This window comes from Paenibacillus sp. FSL H7-0943, assembly GCF_037963265.1.
GTDB lineage: Bacteria > Bacillota > Bacilli > Paenibacillales > Paenibacillaceae > Paenibacillus_AQ > Paenibacillus_AQ odorifer.
Genome location: NZ_CP150148.1, coordinates 1,672,087 through 1,695,753, shown reverse-complemented (window position 1 = coordinate 1,695,753; position 23,667 = coordinate 1,672,087). Strand labels below are relative to the sequence as shown.

Annotated in this window: 19 protein-coding genes; 8 read left to right on the top strand and 11 right to left on the bottom strand. The window is 44.9% G+C overall.

Annotated elements, in window-relative coordinates; translation table 11 throughout:
- Nucleotides 1-16: 16 nt before the first annotated feature.
- The gene (locus tag NSQ55_RS07395; RefSeq protein WP_076193439.1) at nt 17-1,084 is read right to left on the bottom strand and encodes a serine hydrolase domain-containing protein; all 1,068 of its coding nucleotides are present in this window, start codon (nt 1,082-1,084) and stop codon (nt 17-19) included.
- A 180-nt stretch (nt 1,085-1,264) separates the two neighbouring features.
- Nucleotides 1,265-2,098 carry a metallophosphoesterase gene (locus NSQ55_RS07390; RefSeq protein WP_076125230.1) on the bottom strand — a complete coding sequence of 278 codons (834 nt, stop codon included), beginning with the start codon at nt 2,096-2,098 and terminating at the stop codon, nt 1,265-1,267.
- A gap of 223 nt (nt 2,099-2,321) precedes the next feature.
- Here NSQ55_RS07390 and NSQ55_RS07385 point away from each other — a divergent pair, with 223 nt between their 5' ends.
- The 4 genes from NSQ55_RS07385 to NSQ55_RS07370 all read left to right on the top strand — a co-directional run bounded on the left by NSQ55_RS07385 (nt 2,322) and on the right by NSQ55_RS07370 (nt 7,109).
- Nucleotides 2,322-3,974, top strand: a complete 1,653-nt coding sequence (locus tag NSQ55_RS07385; RefSeq protein WP_076279579.1) for an AraC family transcriptional regulator — start codon at nt 2,322-2,324, stop codon at nt 3,972-3,974.
- Nucleotides 3,975-4,144: 170 nt separating this feature from the next.
- On the top strand, nt 4,145-5,092 hold the full coding sequence (locus NSQ55_RS07380; RefSeq protein ID WP_339172322.1) for an iron-hydroxamate ABC transporter substrate-binding protein: 948 nt from the start codon (nt 4,145-4,147) through the stop codon (nt 5,090-5,092).
- Between the two features lie 5 nt (nt 5,093-5,097).
- The gene (locus NSQ55_RS07375; protein ID WP_339172319.1) at nt 5,098-6,105 is read left to right on the top strand and encodes an iron ABC transporter permease; all 1,008 of its coding nucleotides are present in this window, start codon (nt 5,098-5,100) and stop codon (nt 6,103-6,105) included.
- The gene (locus NSQ55_RS07370; protein ID WP_339172316.1) at nt 6,102-7,109 is read left to right on the top strand and encodes an iron ABC transporter permease; all 1,008 of its coding nucleotides are present in this window, start codon (nt 6,102-6,104) and stop codon (nt 7,107-7,109) included. Before NSQ55_RS07375 ends, NSQ55_RS07370 begins: the two co-directional genes overlap by 4 nt.
- 84 nt (nt 7,110-7,193) lie before the next feature.
- Here NSQ55_RS07370 and NSQ55_RS07365 read toward each other — a convergent pair whose 3' ends face one another.
- From NSQ55_RS07365 to NSQ55_RS07355, 3 genes are read right to left on the bottom strand one after another with little or no spacing between them, the layout of a single operon-like run.
- Complete coding sequence (locus NSQ55_RS07365) at nt 7,194-7,892, bottom strand: SDR family oxidoreductase (protein WP_076309652.1); 699 nt, start codon at nt 7,890-7,892, stop codon at nt 7,194-7,196.
- Entirely contained in the window at nt 7,892-8,398 is a 507-nt protein-coding gene (locus NSQ55_RS07360) for a VOC family protein (protein WP_339172312.1), read from the bottom strand. The genes NSQ55_RS07365 and NSQ55_RS07360 overlap by 1 nt, the downstream gene beginning before the upstream one ends.
- Nucleotides 8,399-8,455: 57 nt before the next feature.
- Entirely contained in the window at nt 8,456-8,938 is a 483-nt protein-coding gene (locus NSQ55_RS07355; protein WP_339172309.1) for a hypothetical protein, read from the bottom strand.
- Between the two features lie 131 nt (nt 8,939-9,069).
- On the opposite strand from NSQ55_RS07355, the gene NSQ55_RS07350 reads away from it, so the two are divergent.
- From NSQ55_RS07350 to NSQ55_RS07340, 3 genes are read left to right on the top strand one after another with little or no spacing between them, the layout of a single operon-like run.
- Nucleotides 9,070-9,951 carry a sugar ABC transporter permease gene (locus NSQ55_RS07350; RefSeq protein WP_339172306.1) on the top strand — a complete coding sequence of 294 codons (882 nt, stop codon included), beginning with the start codon at nt 9,070-9,072 and terminating at the stop codon, nt 9,949-9,951.
- A complete protein-coding gene (locus NSQ55_RS07345) occupies nt 9,951-10,790 on the top strand; it encodes a carbohydrate ABC transporter permease (protein ID WP_036675762.1) in 840 nt (279 codons plus the stop codon). Before NSQ55_RS07350 ends, NSQ55_RS07345 begins: the two co-directional genes overlap by 1 nt.
- 38 nt (nt 10,791-10,828) lie before the next feature.
- Nucleotides 10,829-12,094, top strand: a complete 1,266-nt coding sequence (locus tag NSQ55_RS07340) for an ABC transporter substrate-binding protein (RefSeq protein WP_076301948.1) — start codon at nt 10,829-10,831, stop codon at nt 12,092-12,094.
- Between the two features lie 99 nt (nt 12,095-12,193).
- Here NSQ55_RS07340 and NSQ55_RS07335 read toward each other — a convergent pair whose 3' ends face one another.
- Nucleotides 12,194-12,775: a TetR/AcrR family transcriptional regulator gene (locus NSQ55_RS07335; RefSeq protein ID WP_076279572.1), complete on the bottom strand. Its 582-nt coding sequence runs from the start codon at nt 12,773-12,775 to the stop codon at nt 12,194-12,196.
- Between the two features lie 294 nt (nt 12,776-13,069).
- On the opposite strand from NSQ55_RS07335, the gene NSQ55_RS07330 reads away from it, so the two are divergent.
- Nucleotides 13,070-14,512, top strand: a complete 1,443-nt coding sequence (locus NSQ55_RS07330; RefSeq protein WP_254857093.1) for a DHA2 family efflux MFS transporter permease subunit — start codon at nt 13,070-13,072, stop codon at nt 14,510-14,512.
- A gap of 93 nt (nt 14,513-14,605) precedes the next feature.
- Here NSQ55_RS07330 and NSQ55_RS07325 read toward each other — a convergent pair whose 3' ends face one another.
- The 5 genes from NSQ55_RS07325 to NSQ55_RS07305 form a co-directional block, all read right to left on the bottom strand.
- The gene (locus tag NSQ55_RS07325) at nt 14,606-15,619 is read right to left on the bottom strand and encodes a stalk domain-containing protein (RefSeq protein WP_076125261.1); all 1,014 of its coding nucleotides are present in this window, start codon (nt 15,617-15,619) and stop codon (nt 14,606-14,608) included.
- A gap of 260 nt (nt 15,620-15,879) precedes the next feature.
- On the bottom strand, nt 15,880-16,752 hold the full coding sequence (locus tag NSQ55_RS07320; RefSeq protein ID WP_339172300.1) for a hypothetical protein: 873 nt from the start codon (nt 16,750-16,752) through the stop codon (nt 15,880-15,882).
- Nucleotides 16,753-16,833: 81 nt separating this feature from the next.
- The gene (locus tag NSQ55_RS07315; protein WP_339172297.1) at nt 16,834-17,967 is read right to left on the bottom strand and encodes a DUF4367 domain-containing protein; all 1,134 of its coding nucleotides are present in this window, start codon (nt 17,965-17,967) and stop codon (nt 16,834-16,836) included.
- Nucleotides 17,949-18,506: an RNA polymerase sigma factor gene (locus NSQ55_RS07310; protein WP_076193465.1), complete on the bottom strand. Its 558-nt coding sequence runs from the start codon at nt 18,504-18,506 to the stop codon at nt 17,949-17,951. The genes NSQ55_RS07315 and NSQ55_RS07310 overlap by 19 nt, the downstream gene beginning before the upstream one ends.
- A gap of 248 nt (nt 18,507-18,754) precedes the next feature.
- Entirely contained in the window at nt 18,755-23,353 is a 4,599-nt protein-coding gene (locus NSQ55_RS07305; protein ID WP_339172295.1) for an endo-1,4-beta-xylanase, read from the bottom strand.
- Nucleotides 23,354-23,667 lie beyond the last annotated feature (314 nt).

Here is a 23,667-nt window from a genome sequence, read left to right as displayed (position 1 = left end):
AAAATAGCAGCCGACATCACAGCTCTGTGATTGCTGCAAGAACAGTATTGTTGAAGTAATCAACATACATATTTTTAAATGGCTTCTGGTGATCCAGTTCTACGGATAAATGAACCGTCACTGTCTGATAAATCGGATCCACGCAGAGGAAAGGACCTGCCGCCCCCCAGTGTGAATAGGCATCTGCAGAGAGCAGATCTCCGCCGTCACGCTTCGTGCCATTAATCGCCCATCCGTACCCCCAGTACGCTTCAGGGAAAACTTCGTCTCTATATTGTGAGGATACGCCCGGAATTTGATTGCGGGTCATTTCTTTTACTGTTACCGGACTAAGCAATCGTACTCCGTTATAAATTCCGCCGTTAAGGAACATCTGGCCAAAAACAGCCAAATCCATAGCCGTTGAGTAAGCGCCGCCCCCCGCAGATACAGAATTCAAATTGTATTCGCTGTCTACCCATTCCGCGCATGCTGCCTCAGGGGCACGTCTAACTACTCTGTTCCGCACTTCCATTGGCACACGATAATATGTATTTTCCATTCCAAGCGGTTTAAAAATGGTTTCCTTTACGAATACATCATAAGCTTGTCCACTAACTCGCCGTATAATTTCACCCAACAGCTCATAACCATATCCACAGTAAGACATCACAGTACCTGGCTCGTGGCTTAGTGGTGCATCATAACCGCCATTAACCTCAATTCCAGAGGTATGTGTCAACAAATGATGTACGCATACTTTTGTTTTGTTCTCCCCTGTAAATTCGGGGATGTAATCAGAAACCGGCCTATTTAGGCCCACTTTCCCTTGTTCCACTAACATCATAATAGCGGTTGCAGTAAATAGTTTTGTGATGGAACAGAGTGGAAATATAGCATCCGCTGTTAAATCTGCTGCGTCTGCTTCAGGTCCGAATTTTCCATTCGCTTGATGGACCAGCAGCGTCCCCTTTCTCGCAGCAACAATAACTTGCGCAGGTGTGATATTGTCTTCAACCATTTGTGCGGCGGCTGTACGAATACGCTCCACACCAAAAGCCGAGACACCCGCCTGTTCTAAAGAATTAAATACTAACCCTCTCATCGGTAGCCCTCCAATATGATTCATTTAATACATATATAAACTATTATACAAATATATTAAATAATCCTGCTAGCTTACTATTATCCTGTGACTGAATTGTTGAGTTTCTATTAACTATTTGCTAAAAAAACTAAAGCTGAACCCGGTTTCTCCCGAAAATCAGCTTCAGCTTAGTTTTCACTAAATTACCGCTACCTTAAAAGCATCTACATTAAATGTTGTCCCGTTGATGGATAATGTGGCATTGTAATAACCCCGATCACCATTTGTTTTGCATTTATATTCCCCAGAACATCCGCATACGAAAAATTTAGTTTTGTTGTAACCGGGATATATATTACTAAGCTTTCGGTAAAACAGATGTCCATGATGCGTAAAAATAGCTAACACCTTATCTCTCACTTTTGTAGGAATGGATGAAAAAAACTTATTCGTCTCCGATGCGCTTAATACATGGGTTGGGTCCACCGTAATCCCACTTACTTTGAGAGGCCAATGAAAATCTATAATATAATAAAAACTATCATCTAAATTTCTCAACAAATTTATACTACCCGGAGTAAACCGTCCAAGCGCACAATTAAGCCATACATACTTGACCTTCCCCTGCGTACCCGGAAAATTCATTTGACCTTCAACAGCACCTAAATATTGTGTGAATAAGGACTGTGTGCTTGCCTCCCAATTTCCTATAGATGCTTTATAAGGAATACTCCCAAGCGTGCTTGTTACCGTATCCTTGAAGTCCTTGTAGTAAGCATTCGCATTATTTCCATGATTAGCTCCCGCTTGCGTATTATCTCCTCCAAAAATAACAAATCTCTTATTCCCGTTATTCACAGCTTTAGGCAAAAGATTACTAAAAATGCTTGAGCTGTTTCCATACCCCACATGACTATCACCAATAACCGCAAAGTTAATGATTTGCGCTTTTGCTTTAAGAATTAAACTACGTTTAGGCTGCAGTCTGGAGGCAGGTCTTCTTTTCCTACTAGGTTTCACCTGTCTTTTCATCTTAGATTCACCTCTTTTAAAATGGATGAAGGATCATAGTAGTATTTATATTCGCTTGACCTTAGGGACTCTTGGACCAATGGATTCATCTAGGAGATTAGTTTCTCTTCTACTTTGTGGTCATTTATGCGGCTTGTCCCAAACGAGAGATGTTATAATTAGTCCCATAGAAGTGAAGAATATAATACCATTCATAGAATTATAGGTAACGGAGGCTTAAGATTTGAATAACGTAGTCCCAGAATGGGCGGAGTCCCATTTCCCTTTATATACCGCTGATAGTATTCAGTCGATGTATGGAACCTCAAATCTGCCAAGACTTCAGATTCATGAGCATTCAACCGTCCTACTAGCTATTGCTGCTGGTAAGGGTATGCTTGAGGTCAATCATCAGACTTATGAGCTAATGGAAGGCATTGTCGTCCTTCTCCCCGAGAATACTTACGCCTCTCTAATTACAAATCGCCAGCAGCCGCTTCATGCTTATAAGCTTTCAATCCGGATTCAAGAACAGACACGAGCACTGCCCTCCAGTGCTATGACGCGGACAAGCCAACTGACATCCAATTCAAATATGCTGTTGTTTCCTCATGAACCAGCCATTGTATCTAATATGAAGGAATTGTATCTTCACCGGTTGCCAGATCGTGAAATACGTCATGTGCAGAACCAGATCCTGTTCCATCAGATCCTTCTTCAATTGCTGGAGCAGCAGGAAACAAGATTTGAAGTGAGTGAGCAGCCCTCAATGGAACGCAGTATCACATACTTAGAGAATCACTTCAGTGAAAAAATATCACGTGAGCAATTAGCTGCAATTGCGGGTGTGAGCGGTTCACATTATTCAACGCTATTTAAACAATTTACGGGCTTTACCCCTAATGAATATCTGTCCAGGTTGAGAGTTCACAGAGCGAAGGAACTACTGCTTAATAGTTCAAGCACACTAAGAGAAATTGCTTTAAAGGTGGGCTACAAGGATGAGTTCTATCTTAGTCGGCGCTTTAAGCAGCAGACCGGCGCATCTCCTTCAGGCTATAATCTTATCCCTTTCCAACGTGTAGCGGTGATGCTCACTCCCTATGCCAGTCATTTGCTGCTGCTTGGCCTGGAACCTGCAGTTACCATTTCAGAGAGCAGCGAGTATTTAAATCTTTCTGACCAGGAACCACCACAGTCTATGAAATTCATCCATACGAACAGCTCGGCTGAGCAGATAAAAGCGTTATTACTGGAAGCAAACATTGAATTGCTTATTGCAGCCACACAACATCTGGAAGAATTCGGCTTGAACGCTGAGCAGCTGCGGGCGGTCGCTCCTATTGTTGAAATCTCTTGGCAGGAACTAGGATGGAAAGACCACTTGCGCTTGATCGGCCGTGCCATTCACCGTAGCGAACGTGCTGAGCAGTGGCTGGACGATTTTGAACAAGAGGAGCTGGAAGCTCGGGCCGTGGTGCAGCAAAGCGCGGTGGCTAACGAGATTGTAACCCTTCTGGTCATTAAACCAGATGGACTATTAGTATACGGGGCAAGAAATGTTGGGTATGTGATCTATCAATCGCTAGGTCTCAAGGCTCCTGCCTTGATTGAGGATCAAATAAATAAACTCGGCGACCAGTTTCATTCCCTTGTGATTGACGTCTCTGAGCTGGAGGCTTATGCCGGTGACCGATTGTTAGTCACTGTATTTCCAGACGCAAAAGGCTCCACTGCACACAGTGAAGAAATCTTCCACTCCTCTTATTGGAACCAGCTTTCTGCTGTACAGAACAAGAAGATCCATCTGCTTAATCTGGATGAATGGGTGCCTTATAATCCAGTTTCCATTCGTTTGCAGCTTGGACGTGCGGTTGCATTATTCGAAGGCCAATAATAGTCCAAGTCTTTTTTCCAACAAAAAGGCATGGTTAGGCACATAAGTGATCCCTATAATGATTACAAATGCGAATGATTCTCATAATCAATCTATGGCGCAGCCTGGGATTCATTAAATAATGGAATTATTCACGGAAACATAGTCATTAAAAGGGGAGAATTATTTAAATGAGAAAGATATTTATTCCGTTTGTACTTATTTTAGGGCTTACCCTTAGTGCTTGTGGGGGAAATCAGGCGAAGAATGAGGTTAGTCCTACAAACAGCCCATCCTCGGCTCCTGCTGCGGAGTCAGAAAGTGCGACTTTTACTTATGAATCGGAAAATGGACCTGTTGAAGTTCCGACACATCCTCAGCGTGTCGTTGTCCTCACTCGATTTTTAACAGGTAATGTTATGGCTCTAGGTGTACCTGTTGTAGGCGTAGATGAAATGTCCAAAACCAATCCGCGCTTTGAAGAGCAATTGAAAGATGTAGAAGCTGTAAGTGATGAAAGTCTGGAGAAGATCATTGAGCTGCAGCCGGATCTGATTATCGGTCTCTCCGATATTAAGAACATCGATAAATTCAAGCAAATCGCACCAACGGTTACTTATACTTATAATAAAGTTGATTACTTAACCCAACAGCTGGAAGTCGGCAAATTGGTGAACAAAGAAAAAGAAGCCCAAGCTTGGGTAGATGACTTTAGTGCCCGCACCAAAAAAGCGGGTGAGGAAATCAGAGCGAAGATCGGCGAGGATGCAACTGTCTCTGTCATTGAAACCTTCAATAAGCAATTGTATGTATACGGGTATAACTTTGGCCGCGGAACTGAACTCCTCTATGGGGACTTCAAGCTCGATATGCCGGAGACAGTAAAGGAAGGCACCAAAACAGATGGTTACGTGGCCCTCTCAACAGAAGTGCTGAAGGATTATCTAGGCGATTACGTTATTTTTAGTAAAAATGCGGATGAAGATAATTCCTTCCAGGATACAGAAATCTACAAGAGCATCCCTGCTGTCAAAAATAATCATGTTTACGAAGCTGATGCCAAAGCATTCTATTTTAACGATCCGCTTAGCTTAGAATATCAACTGGAATTCTTTGAAAAAAGCTTTCTAGGAAAATAATAAAGATGACTACGAAGCAAACTTCCATTCCATTCTTTTATAAGCTGCTTGGTAGCGTGCTGGTAATGGTTATTTGCCTCGTGATCGCGATGTTATTCGGGGCTAAAGAAACCACCCTCCATGATCTGTGGCTTGCCATCACTTCAAGTTCAACGGCAGACAATGTCCTCATTCTCCGTGAGATCAGGCTGCCGCGTGAACTGGCCGCCATGCTGATCGGCGCCGCCTTTGCCGTATCCGGTGCTATTATGCAAGGCGTTACGCGCAATCCGTTAGCCGATCCCGGCCTGCTGGGGTTAACTTCAGGAGCTAATATGGCACTGGCGCTTACCTTCGTATTTATGCCGGGGCTGAACTATTTTGGCACCATGATTGCTTGCTTCTTCGGCGCTGCTCTGGGAGCCGTTCTGGTTCTTATTCTCGGCTCCGTACGCCAAGGTGGCTTGTCTCCGATCCGTATCGTACTCGCTGGTGCTGCGGTATCTGCATTCCTATATGCTATCGCAAGTGGTGTCAGCATTGCCTTCAAGATATCCAAAGATGTATCCATGTGGACTGCCGGTGGGCTTATCGGCGCAACTTGGGGCCAGCTTCAGGCCATTGCACCTGTGATCCTCATCGGGATCGTGGTGGCATTAATATTTTCTAACCAGCTGACTATTCTTAGCTTGAGTGACGAGGTAGCGATCGGATTAGGACAAAACCTTGTTTTGGTTAAAGGGATTCTGTTCACGCTCATTATTCTGCTGACTGGCGCATCGGTCGCTCTAATTGGGGACATGGCTTTTGTAGGGCTAATGATTCCGCATATTGTCCGCAAAATAGTCGGCACCGACTACCGCTATATTCTGCCGATTTCAGTATTCACTGGGGCATCCTTCATGCTACTTGCAGATACCATTGGACGTACAATCCATGCCCCTTATGAAACGCCGATAGTTGCTGTCGTGGCTATGCTAGGACTGCCTTTCTTTTTGTTCGTTGTTCGTAAAGGAGGTCAAACACTCTCATGATTTCCTCTGCTCCAGTACGAAAACAACGTCTTATCCTGTGGGTATGCACCGGACTGATCCTGCTTACGGCTATTGCCAGTATGGGAATCGGCTACTCTTCCCTGTCTTTTGACAGGCTGCTTCCCGTTCTCTTCGGTCATGGAACCTTTAAAGAGGACTTTGTATTATTTTCTGTGAGACTGCCACGTATTCTAATTACGCTACTGGCAGGAATGGCCTTGGCCTTATCTGGGTCGATTCTGCAAAGTGTTACCCGAAACGATCTAGCAGACCCCGGTCTTATTGGGATTAACTCCGGGGCAGGTGTGGCTGTCGCTGTATTTTTTCTCTATTTCCCGGTTAGCGTTGGAACCTTCATTTATGCGTTGCCGCTGGTTGCTTTTATAGGGGCTATAATTACGGCAGCATTAATTTATCTTTTTTCATATAGTCGGACTAGAGGGCTTGATCCTATTCGGCTAGTTTTGGTCGGGGTTGGATTTTCCCTAGCGCTGTCGGGAGTTATGATCGTAATCATTTCATCCGCAGATCGTGCCAAAGTTGATTTTATCGCAAAATGGATTGCCGGGAATATTTGGGGTACAGATTGGCCCTTCATCTGGGCTTTACTGCCTTGGTTATTGCTGCTAGTTCCCTTTACCCTGTACAAATCGCTGCGACTCAATCTGCTCAGTCTAAGTGAGGTATCAGCCATTGGTGTCGGTCTGAATCTGGAGCGCGAACGTATCGTCCTGATTCTTGTCGCCGTCGCAGCTGCCGCCTCCGCGGTATCCGTAACAGGTGGAATCGCTTTTATCGGATTGATGGCACCACATATTGCGAAATCGTTGGTCGGTCCGCGCAATCAGATGTTTATTCCCGTCGCAGTATTGCTGGGTGGCTGGTTGCTTCTGATCGCGGACACCGTTGGCCGCAATCTCGTCTCCCCTGATGGCATCCCGGCTGGGATCATGGTAGCGTTGATCGGCGTACCTTATTTCGCTTATTTATTGATTAAGAAATAAATAAGCATATAGAAAATCAAAAAGAGGTAACTCAGAAGCCATAAATGGCTATTGAGTTACCTCTTTTAGTTAGAACACTCATTATTAAATCTTCATATCCTTACCCGTATAGTCTACAAACATGAATTGACCTTCCGGTGTAGTCCGCTTCTCGATCAAGTCCATGATGCCCTCAGCACTTTGGGTTGGATTCGTTGGCGCCTCTGCCCCGCCCATATCCGTATGCATCCAGCCGGGATGTACGCCGAGTACTTGTACCCTGCGTTCTTTTAAATATACATGCAGCTGCTGTGAGAACATATTAAGTGCCGTTTTGGAGATGGAATAAGGATAGTCTCCGGAATAAGCATTAGAAATGCTGCCTGCTTCCGACGATATGTTGATGATCGAAAGCTCGGGTTCAGTGAGTAGCGGCAAGAAATGCTTAACCACTCGCATCGGTCCATAAAGATTAATATCCATCGTGGTAAGCATATCTTGGAAATCCAGCTCTTCAATCTGTGTGTCCCTTGCAGTCAGTACGGCCGCATTATTGATAATAGCACCAAGCGTCCGGCCTTGTCCTTGCAGATTTGCAGCAAGTGCCGCGATTCCTTCTTCATCCGTCACGTCCAGCTGGGCCACAGTCAGCTTCTCCCCGTAGGTCGCAGCGAGCTGAGATAGTGCTGTTTGTTCCTGATCGGAACGGCGAACCCCGGCAATGACTCCATGTCCCCGCTTCAATGCCTCAGCCGCCAGCTCATAACCTAGTCCACGTCCGGCACCAGTAATTAGAATATTCACTATACATCCTCTCCTTTATCTTTATCTTTATCTTTATCTTTATCTTTATCTTTATCTTTATCGTTCTCCAGCAGCTCCACAATCACCTTTAACTCCTTGAACGTATCCATATAAGCATAACGCCCCCCGGTATACTCGCCCTTTTGCTGGAGTGGGAACCCTTTGCCTTCGAGCAGCATAATCTTCTCCTTCATTCCTTCAACCACAAAAGCAATATGATGAGGTCCCTCACCATGTTCATTCAAATAATCACGCCATGTACTGGGCTGCTGGTCTGGCTCAATCAGTTCAAGCTGCAGGGAGCCCATATCAAAAAAAGCCAACTTCCCCCGCGCCACCGTCGCCTCGCCATTATACCGAGTCTGCGCCTGATCTTCTGTATCTGTAACGATAATTCGCGGCTTTTCCAGTCCAAAAAACTCCGCATAAGCCGTGCTTACCTTTTCAACATCATTCACCAAAATTCCAATCTGCGTAACAAAATGATTCCCCAGCCATCCTGGCATGTACCCTACCTCCCATTTGTCTGACAAATCCACCATACCGATTCTTTGAAAAGGCTGTCAAGCCCGAAAAGAAATCGCTCCGGGCCAATGAAAATTATCCAGAGAAAGCTCAGCCGACTTCGGCACTATCAAAGGCATTTTTGCCTCTCTTTTCTCCAAATCGCACACTTTCGGCGCTATCAAAGGCATTTTTGCTTCTCTTTCCTCCAAATCGCACACTTTCAGCGCTATCAAGGGCATTTTTGCCTCTCTTTCCTCCAAACCGCACACTTTCGGCGCTATCAAAGGCATTTTTATCTCTCTTTTCTCCAAATCGCACACTTTCGGCGCTATCAAAGGCATTTTTGCCTCTCTTTCCTCCAAATCGCACACTTTCGGCGCTATCAAGGGCATTTTTGCCTCTCTTTTCTCCAAACCGCACACTTTCGGCGCTATCATGGGCATTTTTGCCTCTCTTTTCTCCAAATAGCACACTTTCGGCGTTATCAAAGGCTTTGTGGCCTCTCTTTTCTCCAAATCGCACACTTTCGGCGTTATCAAAGGCTTTGTGGCCTCTCCCGATGCCGCAACTGGTTAAGAATACTCGGTAAGTAATATTACTTTTTGTTTCGGTTAATCACCAATTCGGTTATAGAATGAAAAGTTTAAATTAACAAAAGGGGTGAGGAACGATGGACCATAGAAAAAGATCACGCCTGATGCAGCAGTTTATTTTTGTCGGGCCAACTTCCTTGTTTTTCTTTATTATTGTGCTGATTCCTTTCTTTTTGGGACTCTATTATTCATTTACCAGCTGGAACGGAATCTCGCGGCATGTCGAGTGGACCGGACTACGGAACTATCTACATATTTTCACCAAGGATCCTTCCTTTCTTAATTCATTCTGGTTCACGGCGAAGTTCACTTTCTTCGGTCTAGTGCTGACCAATCTGCTTGGCTTCGCACTCGCTTATGTGCTGACGCGCAAACTGTTCACACGTAATGTCCTGAGAACTGTATTTTTTGTACCGCATGTGATTGGCGGACTTTTGCTCGGGTTTATTTGGCAGTTTATTTTTGTCAGAGGATTCTCCTCTATCGGGCAGGCCACCGGCTGGTCCTTCTTTAATCTTCCCTGGCTAGGCACCGGAGGAACAGCATTCTGGGCGATTGTTATCGTATTTGTCTGGCAAAATACGGGATATCTGATGGTGATCTACATCTCTGCTATCAACAATGTTCCCCAAAGCCTAATTGAAGCGTCCAAAGTGGATGGAGCCGGACGTTTTCAGGCCTTGCGCCATGTCACTCTTCCACTGGTCATGCCTGCTGTAACTGTCTGTCTATTTCTATCTATCTCCTGGTCCTTTAAGCTGTTTGACCTCAACCTGTCGCTGACCAAAGGTGGACCCTTTAAAGCTACCGAATCTGTAGCCTTGAATATTTACAATGAAGCCTATACCATCAGCCGGTTCGGAATGGGCTCGGCTAAAGCGATGGTTTTCTTCGTCATCGTGGCCGTGATCTCCCTACTACAGGTTAGAGCAACCAAGAAAAGAGAGGTGGAGCTGTAATGGAGACTACCGCCAAGAAATTTAATGTCCCCCTTCTTCTCATCGAAGTGATTGTAATCCTGCTGGGACTTCTATTTTTAGTGCCCTTTTACTTTTTACTGGCTAACTCAGTGAAAAGCTATAGTGAAATACTTTCTGACTCTGCTGCGCTGCCTTCCGCACTCCAGTGGAGCAACTACGCGGAAGCTTGGAAAGCTACCAATTTCCCTCGCGCCTTCCTGAACTCTTTTATCATCACGGTGATTAGTAATATTCTGCTAGCGTTCCTCTGCTCTATGTGCGCTTACAAAATGGTCCGCAACAACAGCTTGTATAACCGTGTGCTCTATATTGCATTAGTAGCCGCCATGGTTATCCCATTTCAATCTATCATGATCCCGCTGGTGCAGGTCGTCAGCGGTTTGGGCGTCATGGATTCAACCGCCGGTTTGATTTTAGCATATCTTGGGTTTGGCGCCCCGATGACTGTTTTTCTATTCCACGGCTTCGTTAAATCGGTACCTCTCGATATCGAGGAGGCCTCAAGAGTAGATGGCAGCAGTCCTTATGGTACCTTTTTCCGGATTGTACTTCCGCTTATGCAGCCGATTATCGTCACCGTCATCATACTGAATACCCTGTGGATCTGGAATGATTACTTGATGCCATCGCTTATTCTGCAGGATCCGGTGCTTCGCACCATCCCTATTGCCACTTATAGCTTTTTCGGACAATATACGAAGCAGTGGGATTTGGCGCTTCCAGGACTTGTACTCGGGATTACGCCGGTGGTCATCTTTTTCCTAGTGATGCAAAAATATATTATTGAAGGCATTGCCCAGGGCTCCGTGAAGGGCTAATGATACATGTTGCTTTCAGCCAGAGAGGATGAATAAATATGAGAACAAAACGTGGAATTCTCCTCGCATGCTCCCTGCTGCTGGCTGCCCTGACAGCCGGTTGCGGACGCAGCAGCGACAATGCAGATGGAGTCAAAACCGTACACATCTACCAGTTCAAGGTTGAAATATCTGAAGCGCTGGCTTCGCTCAAGACCGAATTCGAGAAAGAACATCCCGATATTAAGCTTGAGGTGCAAAGCGTGGGTGGCGGGACTGATTATGGCGCCTCGCTGCGTGCCAAATTCTCTTCCGGAGATGAACCGGATATTTTTACCATCGGCGGCAACAATGAACGTGATATGTGGCTGGAATATCTGGAGGATCTGAGCGGCGAAGCTTGGGCCAAGGATGTAAAGCCACTCGCAGCAGAACAAATGACTATAGACGGCAAGCTGTATGGGATGCCGATGAATCTGGAAGGATACGGCTTCATCTATAATAAGGACCTGTTTAAGAAAGCAGGCATCACCGAGAAACCCTTAACTCTAACCGCTCTGCGCGAAGCCTCCGAGAAGTTAAAAGCGGCAGGCATCACCCCTTTTGCGAATGGTTACCAAGAATGGTTCGTGCTTGGCAATCATAATGTAAACGTGCCTTTCGCCCAGCAACCTGATCCAGAGGCATTCATCGCCGGACTTACAGACGGTTCCAAAACCTTCGCCGGAGACCCTATTTTCTCCAAGTGGATCGATCTACTTGACCTTACTGTTGAGTACGGCAATAAGAACCCGCTCTCAACCGACTATAATACACAAGTCACTATGCTAGCGAGCGGAGAAGCTGCGATGATGCAGCAGGGTAACTGGACACAAGGACAGATCGACGGCATCGATCCCAATCTAAACCTTGGCATCCTGCCCATGCCCATTGACGACACTCCCGAAGACAACGACAAGCTTTATGTAGGTGTACCCAGCAATTGGGTTATCAATAAAAACTCTCCCGTTAAGGAGGAGGCCAAGGTCTTCCTGAATTGGCTTGTCACCTCCGAGACCGGAAAAAAATATATCACTAAGGAATTCCAATTCATCCCTGCGCTCGACAACATTAAGGGAACCGAAGAAGATCTTGGAGCACTAGGTGCTGAGGTGCTGGCTTATACCGATAAAGATCAAGCGCTGACCTGGAACTGGACCCGCCTGCCGAACGGGATGCCACAGGAATTATCCAGCAGCATTCAAGGGTATCTCGGCGGCAAGCTGACCAAAGAAGGGATGTTGAAGGAATTCCAAATCAACTGGGATAATCTCAGTGTGCAGTGATTTACCTGCTCTAAACACGGGCAAACATCCGCGCAACGATGCGTGGCTGTTTGCCCGTGTTCATTTAAATCCTCTCCGTTCATTAGTCGGAACCCGTTGCTAGTTGGCACGCAGCATGCTAATTTGTCTGGCAAGATACACAGGCGTATAGGGCATGTCATCTCGGAGCCAAGAAATAACCGTGCCAATTAGAGCTGCTGAACCGTACCAAACGGCAATGTCCTTTTGTATCGGTACCTTTGAATGATCAACGGCCCCCTCCTTTTTCTTCTGGTGTGCAGAAATGATTTCCGCCATCAACTTAAACAGGCGATCTGTAAAAATCGGGCTTCGTTTCGATGTGAGTATGACTTTGTAGAATTTTGCATTTTCCGCAATATGCTTAAGCAGACTCTCTAATATCCTCAGATTCTCTTCATCAACCGATTCATCATGGTTGCCATCGTTGTTCACCACTTGTAGAATGTCCTCCACCATCTCATCCGCCATCTTTTCTAACATATCCGGGAGATCCCGATAGTGCAGATAAAAAGTAACACGATTGATTTTAGCCCGCTCTGCAATACGGTTTACGGATATTTTCTCAATATCCATTTCCTCAAGCAATTCAATTACAGCATCTCTAAGCAATTGACGTGTCCGAAGTACCCGGGGATCTGTACGTTGCGTTGTGTTATTCATCTTCTACTCTCCAATCTTTTACTTTCATATTGTAAGCTACATATTTTAGATAATTGTTGTTTTTTAAAAAGAAAAAACTACATTTTCACAAAGAATGTAAACTACTTTACATTTTTTCGCAAATTGTTGCTTGATTACATGAAAATTTCATTTATAATCTAATTCATGCATTGTAAACTATACAACACACTGTAAATTTAGTCCATGATCGACGAGTTGAAAGGATGGAGTGGAGTGAGTACAAAGAGAGAAGTAACAAGCAGTTCCGTGAAAAAGGGCCCCATCTTATTCATTATGATTTTGGGCGCCTTTCTTGCGACACTGAATCAAACGGTAATGAGCGTTGCCGTTCCGGAGTTAATGCATGATTTTAATATCTCGGCGGCTACAGCTCAGTGGCTGACAACGGGGTATATGCTGGTTAATGGTGTTCTAATTCCAATTACAGCTTATCTAATGCAACGGTTTACGACGCGGGAGCTTTTTCAAGCTTCTATGTTTATATTTTTGGCTGGAACGATCGTATCGGCCGTCGCGACAAACTTCCCTGTTCTGTTGACCGGGCGTATGATTCAGGCAGCTGGTGCCGGGATTATTATGCCACTGCTCACGAATGTCATCTTGACCCTGTTCCCTCCTGAAAAGAGAGGGGCTGCCATGGGGATGGTAGGGTTAGCCATCATTTTCGCACCTGCGATTGGACCTACTCTGGCTGGATATATTTTGGAACATTATTCTTGGGAGACAATGTTTTATGGCATGATTCCTTTGACCGTCATTGTAATCATATGCGGATTTATTTATTTAAAAAATGTATCGGAACGCATCTTTCCCAAGTTGGACATTGTTAGCGTAACTCTTTCTACCATCGGTTTTGGAACCTTGCTGTATGGCTTCAGCCGCGCTGCCAGTGCGGGTTGGTCGAGCGCAGAAGTGTTATTGTCTTTAGCAGCAGGTGTGCTTTCCCTTGGCTTGTTTACTTGGAGACAGTTGGCTTCCCAAAATCCACTACTTGATCTCCGGGCCTTTAAATACAATATGTTCTCCTTAACAACTGTCATCAGTATCGCAGTTACAATCGTGATGTATGCGGATATGATGCTGCTACCTTTGTACCTGCAGAATGCCCGCGGTTTTACAGCGATGGAGTCCGGCTTATTGCTGCTTCCTGGTGCACTCGTAATGGGATTGTTGATGCCGGTAACCGGCAAGCTGTTCGACCGGTTCGGAGCAAAATGGCTCGCTATTATCGGTCTTCTGATTACAATTGCAACGACTCTAAGCTTTGTAAATTTAACAGACTCAACCAGCTACATGTATCTGGTATACATGTCAACAGGCCGCCGGATCGGGATGGCTTTGCTCCTCATGCCTATACAAACTCTGGGTCTAAATCAACTCCCCGCCAAGCTTAGTGCGCATGGTACAGCGATTTCGAATACCATTCGACAAGTAGCTGGCGCCGTTGGGACTTCCCTGCTCGTCACCGTAATGACAAGCCGTACTACAACGCATATGAAGGATATGCTGGCCTCTGGCAGTACACAGAACGGAACACAGGAACATATGATTATGGAAGCATCCATTCAAGGGATCAATGATTCCTATCTAGTGATTGTGGGAATTGGTATCCTCGGTCTGCTGCTATCTTTCTTTATTAAACGTGTTGGGCAAGCGCCTGACCCTGAGCAAGAACCCAAGGTGAAGCTCAAAAAAATCATTGCCAAAGAAGCTTGATATATAGAAGTTATCAGCACTGTGTAAGCCTCATAAAAAAAGAGATCAACGATGAATAACATCGTTGATCTCTTTTTCTGCTAACTTGCATAACTATTTCAGTTTAAAATAGATGGATCTTTTGTCGGACTCAAGCTTACTATCGTTTCTATAAAGAATAAGGGTGTTCTCCTTGCCTTTGATTATTGGCAGAACAACTTTACCCGAAGCTTCAAAAGAACCCGGTTTACTTGGGGTGACTTCAGGAAAATCAGCCAACAGCTTTTCGATATTTTCTCCGAGGGATCCCTCAAAATAATCACTAGAGCCACCAATATAGTATTGTCCACTGGATGTTTCTACCCCCCAAATGGTAGGTGTAAAACTTGAAAGGAACTTCCGCCCTTGGTCCTCACTACCTTTTACAAGAGTGGCGTTTTTCACCTTAAGCGTTACATCAAGCAGGACATAATCTACAGCTACATCGGGATCAGTGACATGTTCCTCAAACCCAAGAGCATGTAATTGTCCGAGAGTAGTCGACGTAACCTTATTGATAGTGAAAGTATATTGAGCAGATGTTGAATCACCCTTAGGGCTATAATTGTTATCAAGGTCCGTATAAGTAAAAGAAGTACCCAACTTCACTGCATCTGCAAACGAAGCGCCGCTGTTACTGGAAGTCGTAGCGGAAGATGATGCAGCAGGCTTTGGTGTTGCTTGCGGAGTGGGCTCGGTTGCAGGCGGAGTAGATACGGTTGCAGGCTTCGCAGTAGCTTGTGCAACAGTATTGTCCTTATCCGGGACAACGGATGTAGATGTTCCGCCGTTCGCCGATGTGATCACAACAGCTTGACGACTGTTATCCCATTTCACGGTTGCCCCCAGTGCTTCAGATACAGCCTTGGCGGATACATAGCTATGTCCCTCATAGATAATTGGGTACATTGTTCCTTCACTACTTGACAGGTTCACTTTCTGATTATCCACTTCAATGCTGATGGCCGCATTCTGATATGCAGAAATCTTCTTCAATGTCGTGTCTGCATAAGCGACTGCACCCACAGCCAACAGCATTGAGCTAACTGTAATAATTGACATGACTTTTTTGCTTGTTACCTTTAGCATCTTACACTCTTCTTTCATGTTTATGTATATGAATCTCGAAAATTATATCACTTTATATCGAATTTTGTAAATATTGGAATGATAGGATATTCGTTCTTTATTTGTGAATACTTAAAAAAGACACATTTCCATTGCCCAACGCCACATTTCACTTCTAATCTCCTAAATAGCATGAATACTATAAATCTTTATACTCAAATCAAAAAGCAGCCCTGGGGGCTGCCTTGATCAAATGTATTAGTAAGTCTCTTAGAATCATTCTACGCCGAAGCTTCAATGATCTGTCCTGCCAAAGCAATCAAATCCTCCTTGGTCAGATGTCCACCGGTTTCCCGAATAATATAATTGACACGGGTCTTTGGATTCATCCATGCAACTGACTTGTACTCCATCTTATCAATAGGTGTGTATACCACCTCTTGGCCACTCACTTTTAGCTTCTGCGACTGTGCATTTGCTGGTTCGGATTCAACAGTCGTATCCTTAGGTCCTGCAGGTTCGGCAGCGATGGCAAGAACTCCTCTTTTACCATTTTTCTCTGTGGTCATATTATAGATGATGTTGATAGCCGTACGCTTCTCCTGCAATTTCTTTACATAGATTTTCTTATCGGACGCCTTACCCTCGGCGATCACTTGATAGTATATCTTATCCTGTTCTTTTTTCGTCATATATGGAGAAACAATTGCCCTGAAAAAATTGTAGCCTTCCGGAGGCTCTTGCAATTGCAGTGGCATGAAGGTATTGCCGGCAGCATACTTTTCCACATATTCATTATACGTATTAAACGAAAGGGAATAATATGCACCCGCAGTGGGTGATCCCTTAGCATAGGCTTGATATTCCTTGTCATTAATATACACATATCTGATTTCTCCAGGTTTAAGCTCTTCACTTAATGCTTTCTGCTGCAGATCTTTGAGATTTTTGAATTTTTTTTGTTCCTGATCTGTTTTCGCTTTGGCAGCTTCATCGATGCCCTGAGCTATATATTTGACTTCCGCCTTAATGGCGGTTTCTTCCACAGACTGAGCAACAGACTTCTCGGCGTAAGCTTCTCCTTTGAAGCCATAACCTAAACCGAACATTAGGGTCATACTGGTCATGGCAATGAGTGTTTTTCTATTATTCATTAAAATACCTCACCTTCCTGTATATGTAGTACTCTTACATAACACTTACGTTACCGGATTTGTGACATCAAATTTCTATACTTATTTCATCATGTCGGCAGCAATTCGGATAACCTCCTCTTTGGTTAAAGCAGAAGACTCCGGTGCAGCAGTCATATCGTATACTACATTTTGTTCTGGATCCGTCCAGACAAGTCTGTATCTATACCCCAACTTTATTTCAATGTTTGTAGTTTCCGTATAGATCAGTTGGGTTCCGTTAACAAGAATATTCTCTACGTTTGTAGTGTTAGTCCTTAATAAGCTTTCCACCGTTCCGGTCTTTGCCTTGATGTGTTTGGCATTAATTCTTACCATACTCTCTCCTTTTTTGTATCTCATCGACGAATATTCATAATTAATTCTGGCCGTAGGTTCTTTTTTCCACATAACCCGGTAACCGCCTTCCAGCTTTATACCATCAGTCAGGGCAAGCAGTTCATTCTCGTTGACCTCAAAATCAGGTTGTATCCATGCTTGATCAAAAACATACCCTTCTGGCAGATACTCCGGGCGTGGCAAATATGGCGCCTTATACTCCTCTGCTTTGGCTAAATAACTAGAATAATCATTAAATAGCATCGCAGGAATAACTCTGCCAAGCTGAGGACGTTCATCTCCAGCACCTTCCTTTTTTAACACGTAAGAAGCGCCCTCTCCCGGTAGTAATAATTTCTCTACAACTCTATATGCCTCTAAATTTTTTTCACTCAGCAGCTCTTCTTCTTTGGTCGCCACTCTCTGAGGAATTTTTACCTTTGAGGGAACTAACGGATTCTTAGATACTTCAATCGTCCCCCCTTCCTTCGTTGCAAGAAGCGGCTCGTATGGCAGCACTTCATATTGAAATTTGGCAGCTTGCCAGGGACTCTCCTTAAACAAGGAATAGCTGCCTCCTACCAAGACAACCAGGATCAGCACCGCTGCCCATCTCCTTACAGGCCTGCTCCACATGCGCTTACGGCATCGTTTGGCATAGGTTGCTGGCTCCACTCTATGCATAATATCTGGGATGTCCCCCTCCTGCTGGTGAGGTACAGGCTTAACAGCAAGGCGACCATTACCTAGCCCGATGGCTTGCATTACAGAATCATGAACATCAACCAGCGGAAGTTTGGCAGAATTATCCCCCTCCTTCAGAAACAACTCTTCGGAAGTCAATTCGTCCTTGCGCATAGTTGTTTCTCCTTTCTTTCAATGACTTCTCTGAGCTTGCACCTTGTCCGCTCGTATCGTTTCCTAACAGTGACCGTACTTTTACCCAGAATTTCACCAATTTCTGCAAATGATTTATCTTCAAAAATGCGTAAAATCAACAGATTACGTTCCTCCACGCTAAGCTTTGCCAGGGCAGAGGCCACGGATTCACTGAACAACTGATTTTCCACCATTTGTTCAGCGCTTTTAGTGGTTACATCCTGTCTGAGTAATTTTCGCAGCTGATTTTGAAATTTCTTCCGGCGCAATTGATTCAGGCAATGATTATAGGAAACCCTGTAGAGCCACGAGTTAAAACTTACCTGAGACTCAAAATGGCCGATGTTCTGGTAAGCCTTAATAAATATGTCCTGAACCGCATCCTCAGCTTCTTCCTTATTGTTCAACAAGCGAAAGCAGTAGAGGTAGATCCGTTGTTGGTAGAGTCTGATAATATCTGAAAAAAGGTAGACTTCTCCCGCTTGTACCCGCTTTATCTTCTCTTCAATAGAGTCCACGACTGTCTCCTTTCTACTATCAGTACAGTTATAACACTTGAGCGGTCTGTTTCGTGACATTTTTTTCCGTTTCAGTTTCAACTTAACGGAACATACACACAAAAAAATCGCTGCTCCTCTCCGCAGGGAGGTGAGCAGCGATGCTTAAAACAGAAGAACGCAAGGGATGGTTGCACACGTATTTCCACTCTTCAGACTAAATATGGCCTTGAGTCAATTCAGACTTTTTTTCTCTGCTGCCGGGACTACTACTTCCAGATACGATACAGAATGACTGCCGCTTCTGCACGGGTAAGGTTATCGTTCGGTGCAATTCTATTGTTCTTTCCGTTTACGACTCCGGATTGGATCAACAATGATGCACTGTCTTTTGCGTAGCTGGAAATGCTTGCTTCATCAAGATAAGCAGCAGCTACAACGCCGCTCGCCTTAACTTGCTTACCGGTTGCCGCCAGCGCTCGTGCTGTCAGCACCATCATATCTTGTCTGGAGATATTGCTATTGGGTCTAAACGTATCATCTTTAAAACCTGTAGCAATTCCCAATTCCTTCGCGATGACCAGTTCATCATAATAGTAGTCTGTCTTTTGGACATCGTTGAACATTATTGCACTTTTGCCCGTTCTCTTCAGTTCAAGCGCTCTTACGAGGAGAGTAATGAAATCCGCTCGTTTGATTGAATCTGCAGGTGAAAAGCTGTTCGTGGACGTTCCTTTAATGATATCGCGAGCCGCCATAACGTCTACAGCTTGTTTTGCCCAAGACAGATTCTGCAGATCTCCGAAGTCTTTCTTTACGAAGGTTACTGCATAAGTGCTGAAGTGGGTTGTTTGAAAGACAACCGTTTGGGTTGCAGCATCATATCGACTGCTCGGAACCGGCAGTACGTTGCCTTTGCCATCGATGTACCAAACGACTATAAGCTCGGGAAGGCTTAGCTCCTCCGCTGTCGGCACGTAAGGAATGGCTACCGTTACAGGTGCTTTAGGGTTATTCCAAGGAATAACTTTGTCACCTGCTACTACGCTTAGACCGATAATTGGACGGTTGCCAATCATATTGCGGGTAGCTGCTTCCAAGCTGTCCGTGGTGACTTTACTTATTCGTATAGATACTTGCTCAGCATTGTCTGTTACGTTGGACAGCATATTGCTTGGAATTTGAATTGTGGCATTTTCCGTCTTAAGCCATAGTTCAAAGTTTTCTTTCCCCGTTAGGCTTTGGGTCGGTAATTGTATATCATACCCTTTCGCGTCCGTTTGCTTTGGCACTTCAATGATAATTTGTTTCTTGCCGTTTGCCGCTACAGTAGCCTGCTCAAGCGCTTTTTTCATGTTGTCGCTGGAGATGGTACCTATAGCACGCCCGTTGTCGGACTTTACCTCCAGTTTAATCGTAACAACACCATCTTTGTTTGTAATGGCTCCAGGCTGTGGAGTTGCTACAACATTACCCGAGTTACTGCTACCCGTTGGCGCATTTGTTGGTGCTGGCGTCGCTGTTGGAACAGGTGTCGGGGTTGCCGATGGTTCCGTTGGGTTTGTTGGATCGGTTGGATCGGTTGGATCGGTTGGATCGGTTGGATCGGTTGGGTCAGTTGGATCGGTTGGGCTCGTTGGTGTCGGTGTCGGTGCTGTTGTCGGCGTTGGAGTGGGTTCCGGACCCGTAGATTTACCCTTTAGAGTAAGCACACCATAAACGGATGTGTCCATATACCCAGTTCCACTCGTATCATTCCAAGCCGCGACACTTTGACGTGAGCCCTCTTTAGCATCGTTGATCTGTACATCAAAACCAAGCTTTTTATCGTTGTCCGGAGTGATCCCTTGAAGTGGAATCTTCACTTCAACCGTATAGTTTGTTCCGGAAATCTGGGTTGCCGATTCAAAACCGGCTGCGATACTTAAAGGATTAAATGAAGTCTCGTTGTCAAAATTGATTCTGTACTGGCCGTCATCATCTTGATAGAACGTCGTTTTCCCATTATTTTGGTCCACGAAGATTTCGACCGAATCCTGTTCATGTGCATTCACACTGCTCTTATCAAGCTGTGTATCACTCACCTGGATCAGGACATATAAATTTTGATCATCCCAGAGTGCTTTTGCCACTCCACTCGCTCCTTGCCAAGCGGTTTGATACCGATTGACCGGAATCTCAGCGGTCTGGCTCCAGATCTCGTCAACTGTTCCGTCTATAACAGGTGCAGCAAATTTAGCAGTAGATTGATTAGCTTCTACTGATTCAGGCTCATGCTCTTCAATGAAGGTATCAGGATCGATAACGCCATAGTAAGCCGGCTTGGCTTGCAGATTTTTATCGAATAACAACGGATTGGATGAAGCTCTCCAGCTTGTGTTATCATCCATTCCCCAGAAGGTAACACGTTTGATAGAATTAGCGTGATCCCTGAAGATATTTAACAACTGCGCATATAGATAACCCTGCGCATTAGCAAGCTTTTCAGAGAGCTGATAGTTGGTTCCGGCCTGAATGTCCAGCTCAGTTATGCTTACTTCGACACCCAAGGAAATGAACTTTTCCAAGGAAAGCTTCACATTCTCTGGGTTCGTATTAATGCTGTAGTGCCCCTGCATACCAACACCATCGATAAGCAATTTGCCAGGGTGAGTCAGCGCGTACCTATCATTGATTTCTTTGACCATACTATAGATGGCTTGCGCTTTATTCTGATTATCTTCGTTATAATCGTTGTAATAGAGCTTAATATCCCAATCTGGATGCGCGTCCAGTACTTCTCTTGCCGCCAGGAAGGCTTGCTCTACGTAATCTGCTCCAATGGCACTTTTCCATGGGGCGGATCGCAGCGCTGTTTTCCAATCTGTTGGGTTGGATGGATTATCGCTCATCGCCTCGTTTACAACATCCCAGGAGATCACCTTGTCACCAAAATGCTCCATAACGGTTTGGATATGGGTCTGCAAATTCATAAGAGCTTCATCCCGTCCCAAGGGTATCGTGTTGTTAGCTGCGTCTGTTGTTGTATTCAGCCATGCAGGCGATTGTTGATGCCATACCAATACATGTCCATGCATCTGCATGCCCTCAGCCAGTACTTTATCTACAATTGTATCTGCCGCGGTAAACGTGAAATTACCCTTCGTAGGCTGCAACGCGTCCGGCTTCATGGCATTACCTGCCGTAGCAACATTGTGATGCATTTTCAAAAGCTCAAGTCTGACACCTTCCAGATCCTCAGCGGTTATCGCATTTCCGATCAGAAAATCATTCTGATAAGCATCCTTAATCGGTATAAGATCTTTTTCGATATCTACCGGGCCAGAGCCTACCTTTTCAAAATTAATATCATCAATATAAAAAGAGGCCGTGCTATTACTGGAGCTTTCCACATAAATGGTCAAATACTCACTGCTTACATTGTTATAACGGTAGGATCCCTCAAACTGAATCCAGCCATCGCTTGCACTGATGGTTTTAGGTGCGAGCTGCACATAATTGGCGCTGCTGCCATTGCCAACCTGCGTGGACAGCTGGAGCTGCGAGCTTGCAGGCTGGATCAGCTTGACCCATAACGAAATTTTATATTCGTAGCCTTTGTCCACATACTTCTCCACACGTAATGTCGGCCCATGCCATGTACTGGTTCTTCCCTCAACCTTCAAAGCGTATGAACCATCATCCGTATGATTCGCTTCATTAGTAACCGTAAGCGTTTCTGTACCTGCCCTGCCTTCAAAACCACCTGCTGTTTGATCCTCAAAAGTAACAGTGGTAAAAGGTAAAGCTGGGTCTCTAGGTGTTTCTGGTGTTGGAGTTGGCTCTACGGTAGCCACCTTTTCTGTGACCAATACATCCCCAATGTAGAACGGAACCGTTTTCCCGTCATCGTTGGATTGAACACGCAGTGTCGTATCTTTGTCCGTATCCACGGTAAATTCTTTCGTCAAGGTGACCGCTTTGCCTGCTTCATAATTCACATTTGCCAAAAGAGCGTAGCTGCCTATCGCTTGAAGATAAGCTTGGGCTCCGCTAGGTACTATCACATCAGCGTCTACATACACGGATGCAGTTACCGTATAGGTTTTGCCGTTCTCTAGGCCCATGTCGCTGAATTTAAAATCAGCCGCGTCCCAGTTATTCGCTCTATTGCTTACATATAAAGCTGCCCCGTCAGCATTGCCCGCAAAAACTTTTCCGGTGACAGGGGTTAGGTTAGCGCTGCCTGATTGTGAGGCTAAACCTTTGCCACTCGCAAAAGTTTCGTGATAGATTTCTTTATCCGTTTCCGTCACTGCTTTTTTTGCTGTAATGAGAAGCTCCCCAATGTAGAACGGAACCGTTTTCCCGTCATCGTTGGATTGAACACGCAGTGTTGTATCTTTGTCCGTATCCACGGTAAATTCTTTCGTCAATATGACCGCTTGGCCTGCTTCATAATTCGCATTTGCCAAAAGAGCGTAGCTGCCTATCGCTTGAAGATAAGCTTGGGCACCGCTAGGTACAATCACATCAGCGTCTACATACACGGATGCAGTTACCGTGTAGGTTTTGCCGTTCTCTAGGCCCATGTCGCTGAATTTAAAATCAGCCGCGTCCCAGTTATTCGCTCTGTTGCTTACATATAAAGCTGCGCCGTCAGCATTGCCAGTAAAAACTTTATCATTCACAGGTGTAAGGCTAGCACTGCCTGCTTGAGCTGCAATCCCCTTGCCACTCGCAAAAGTTTCATGATATACCGTTACCCTATCTGATGATACTGTCGTATCCTGCGCCGCAGCTTCAGTAACCGGAGCGATCCAGCTTGTCGGAATAAGCAAGGCAGCTGCGAGTAAGATCGAGATTACTTGTTTAAGCATTCTACTCATTTAATGCATTCCTCCTCTAGTGATTTTCATAAAAATCAGTTAATGACCTACCTTATTAGCACCAGCCCTATATTCCCACGCTAATTTCCTTACCTGCTAAATCCTTAATTTCAACAGTGGTACAATCATCCCGAAGAGCAGTAGAACATCATCACAAATGAATCTTTTTACTTACAGATCCCCTCCTTTTATGTAAACGCTTTCATGTCTACTCACACTATTTTACAGCCTCGCTGCTACGCACTACTACGCTAATATTAAAGGTGTTACCCCCCATAATTATAGGAAAACATAGGTATGATTAAAGATTCTAC

Coding starts and splice junctions, on each gene's coding strand:
- NSQ55_RS07375 (WP_339172319.1), top strand. CDS start 5,098: ATGACTACGAAGCAAACTTCCATTCCATTCTTTTATAAGCTGCTTGGT.
- NSQ55_RS07340 (WP_076301948.1), top strand. CDS start 10,829: ATGAGAACAAAACGTGGAATTCTCCTCGCATGCTCCCTGCTGCTGGCT.
- NSQ55_RS07345 (WP_036675762.1), top strand. CDS start 9,951: ATGGAGACTACCGCCAAGAAATTTAATGTCCCCCTTCTTCTCATCGAA.
- NSQ55_RS07370 (WP_339172316.1), top strand. CDS start 6,102: ATGATTTCCTCTGCTCCAGTACGAAAACAACGTCTTATCCTGTGGGTA.
- NSQ55_RS07380 (WP_339172322.1), top strand. CDS start 4,145: ATGAGAAAGATATTTATTCCGTTTGTACTTATTTTAGGGCTTACCCTT.
- NSQ55_RS07330 (WP_254857093.1), top strand. CDS start 13,070: ATGATTTTGGGCGCCTTTCTTGCGACACTGAATCAAACGGTAATGAGC.
- NSQ55_RS07305 (WP_339172295.1), bottom strand. CDS start 23,353: ATGAGTAGAATGCTTAAACAAGTAATCTCGATCTTACTCGCAGCTGCC.
- NSQ55_RS07350 (WP_339172306.1), top strand. CDS start 9,070: ATGGACCATAGAAAAAGATCACGCCTGATGCAGCAGTTTATTTTTGTC.
- NSQ55_RS07390 (WP_076125230.1), bottom strand. CDS start 2,098: ATGAAAAGACAGGTGAAACCTAGTAGGAAAAGAAGACCTGCCTCCAGA.
- NSQ55_RS07325 (WP_076125261.1), bottom strand. CDS start 15,619: ATGCTAAAGGTAACAAGCAAAAAAGTCATGTCAATTATTACAGTTAGC.
- NSQ55_RS07315 (WP_339172297.1), bottom strand. CDS start 17,967: ATGCGCAAGGACGAATTGACTTCCGAAGAGTTGTTTCTGAAGGAGGGG.
- NSQ55_RS07320 (WP_339172300.1), bottom strand. CDS start 16,752: ATGAATAATAGAAAAACACTCATTGCCATGACCAGTATGACCCTAATG.
- NSQ55_RS07395 (WP_076193439.1), bottom strand. CDS start 1,084: ATGAGAGGGTTAGTATTTAATTCTTTAGAACAGGCGGGTGTCTCGGCT.
- NSQ55_RS07360 (WP_339172312.1), bottom strand. CDS start 8,398: ATGCCAGGATGGCTGGGGAATCATTTTGTTACGCAGATTGGAATTTTG.
- NSQ55_RS07335 (WP_076279572.1), bottom strand. CDS start 12,775: ATGAATAACACAACGCAACGTACAGATCCCCGGGTACTTCGGACACGT.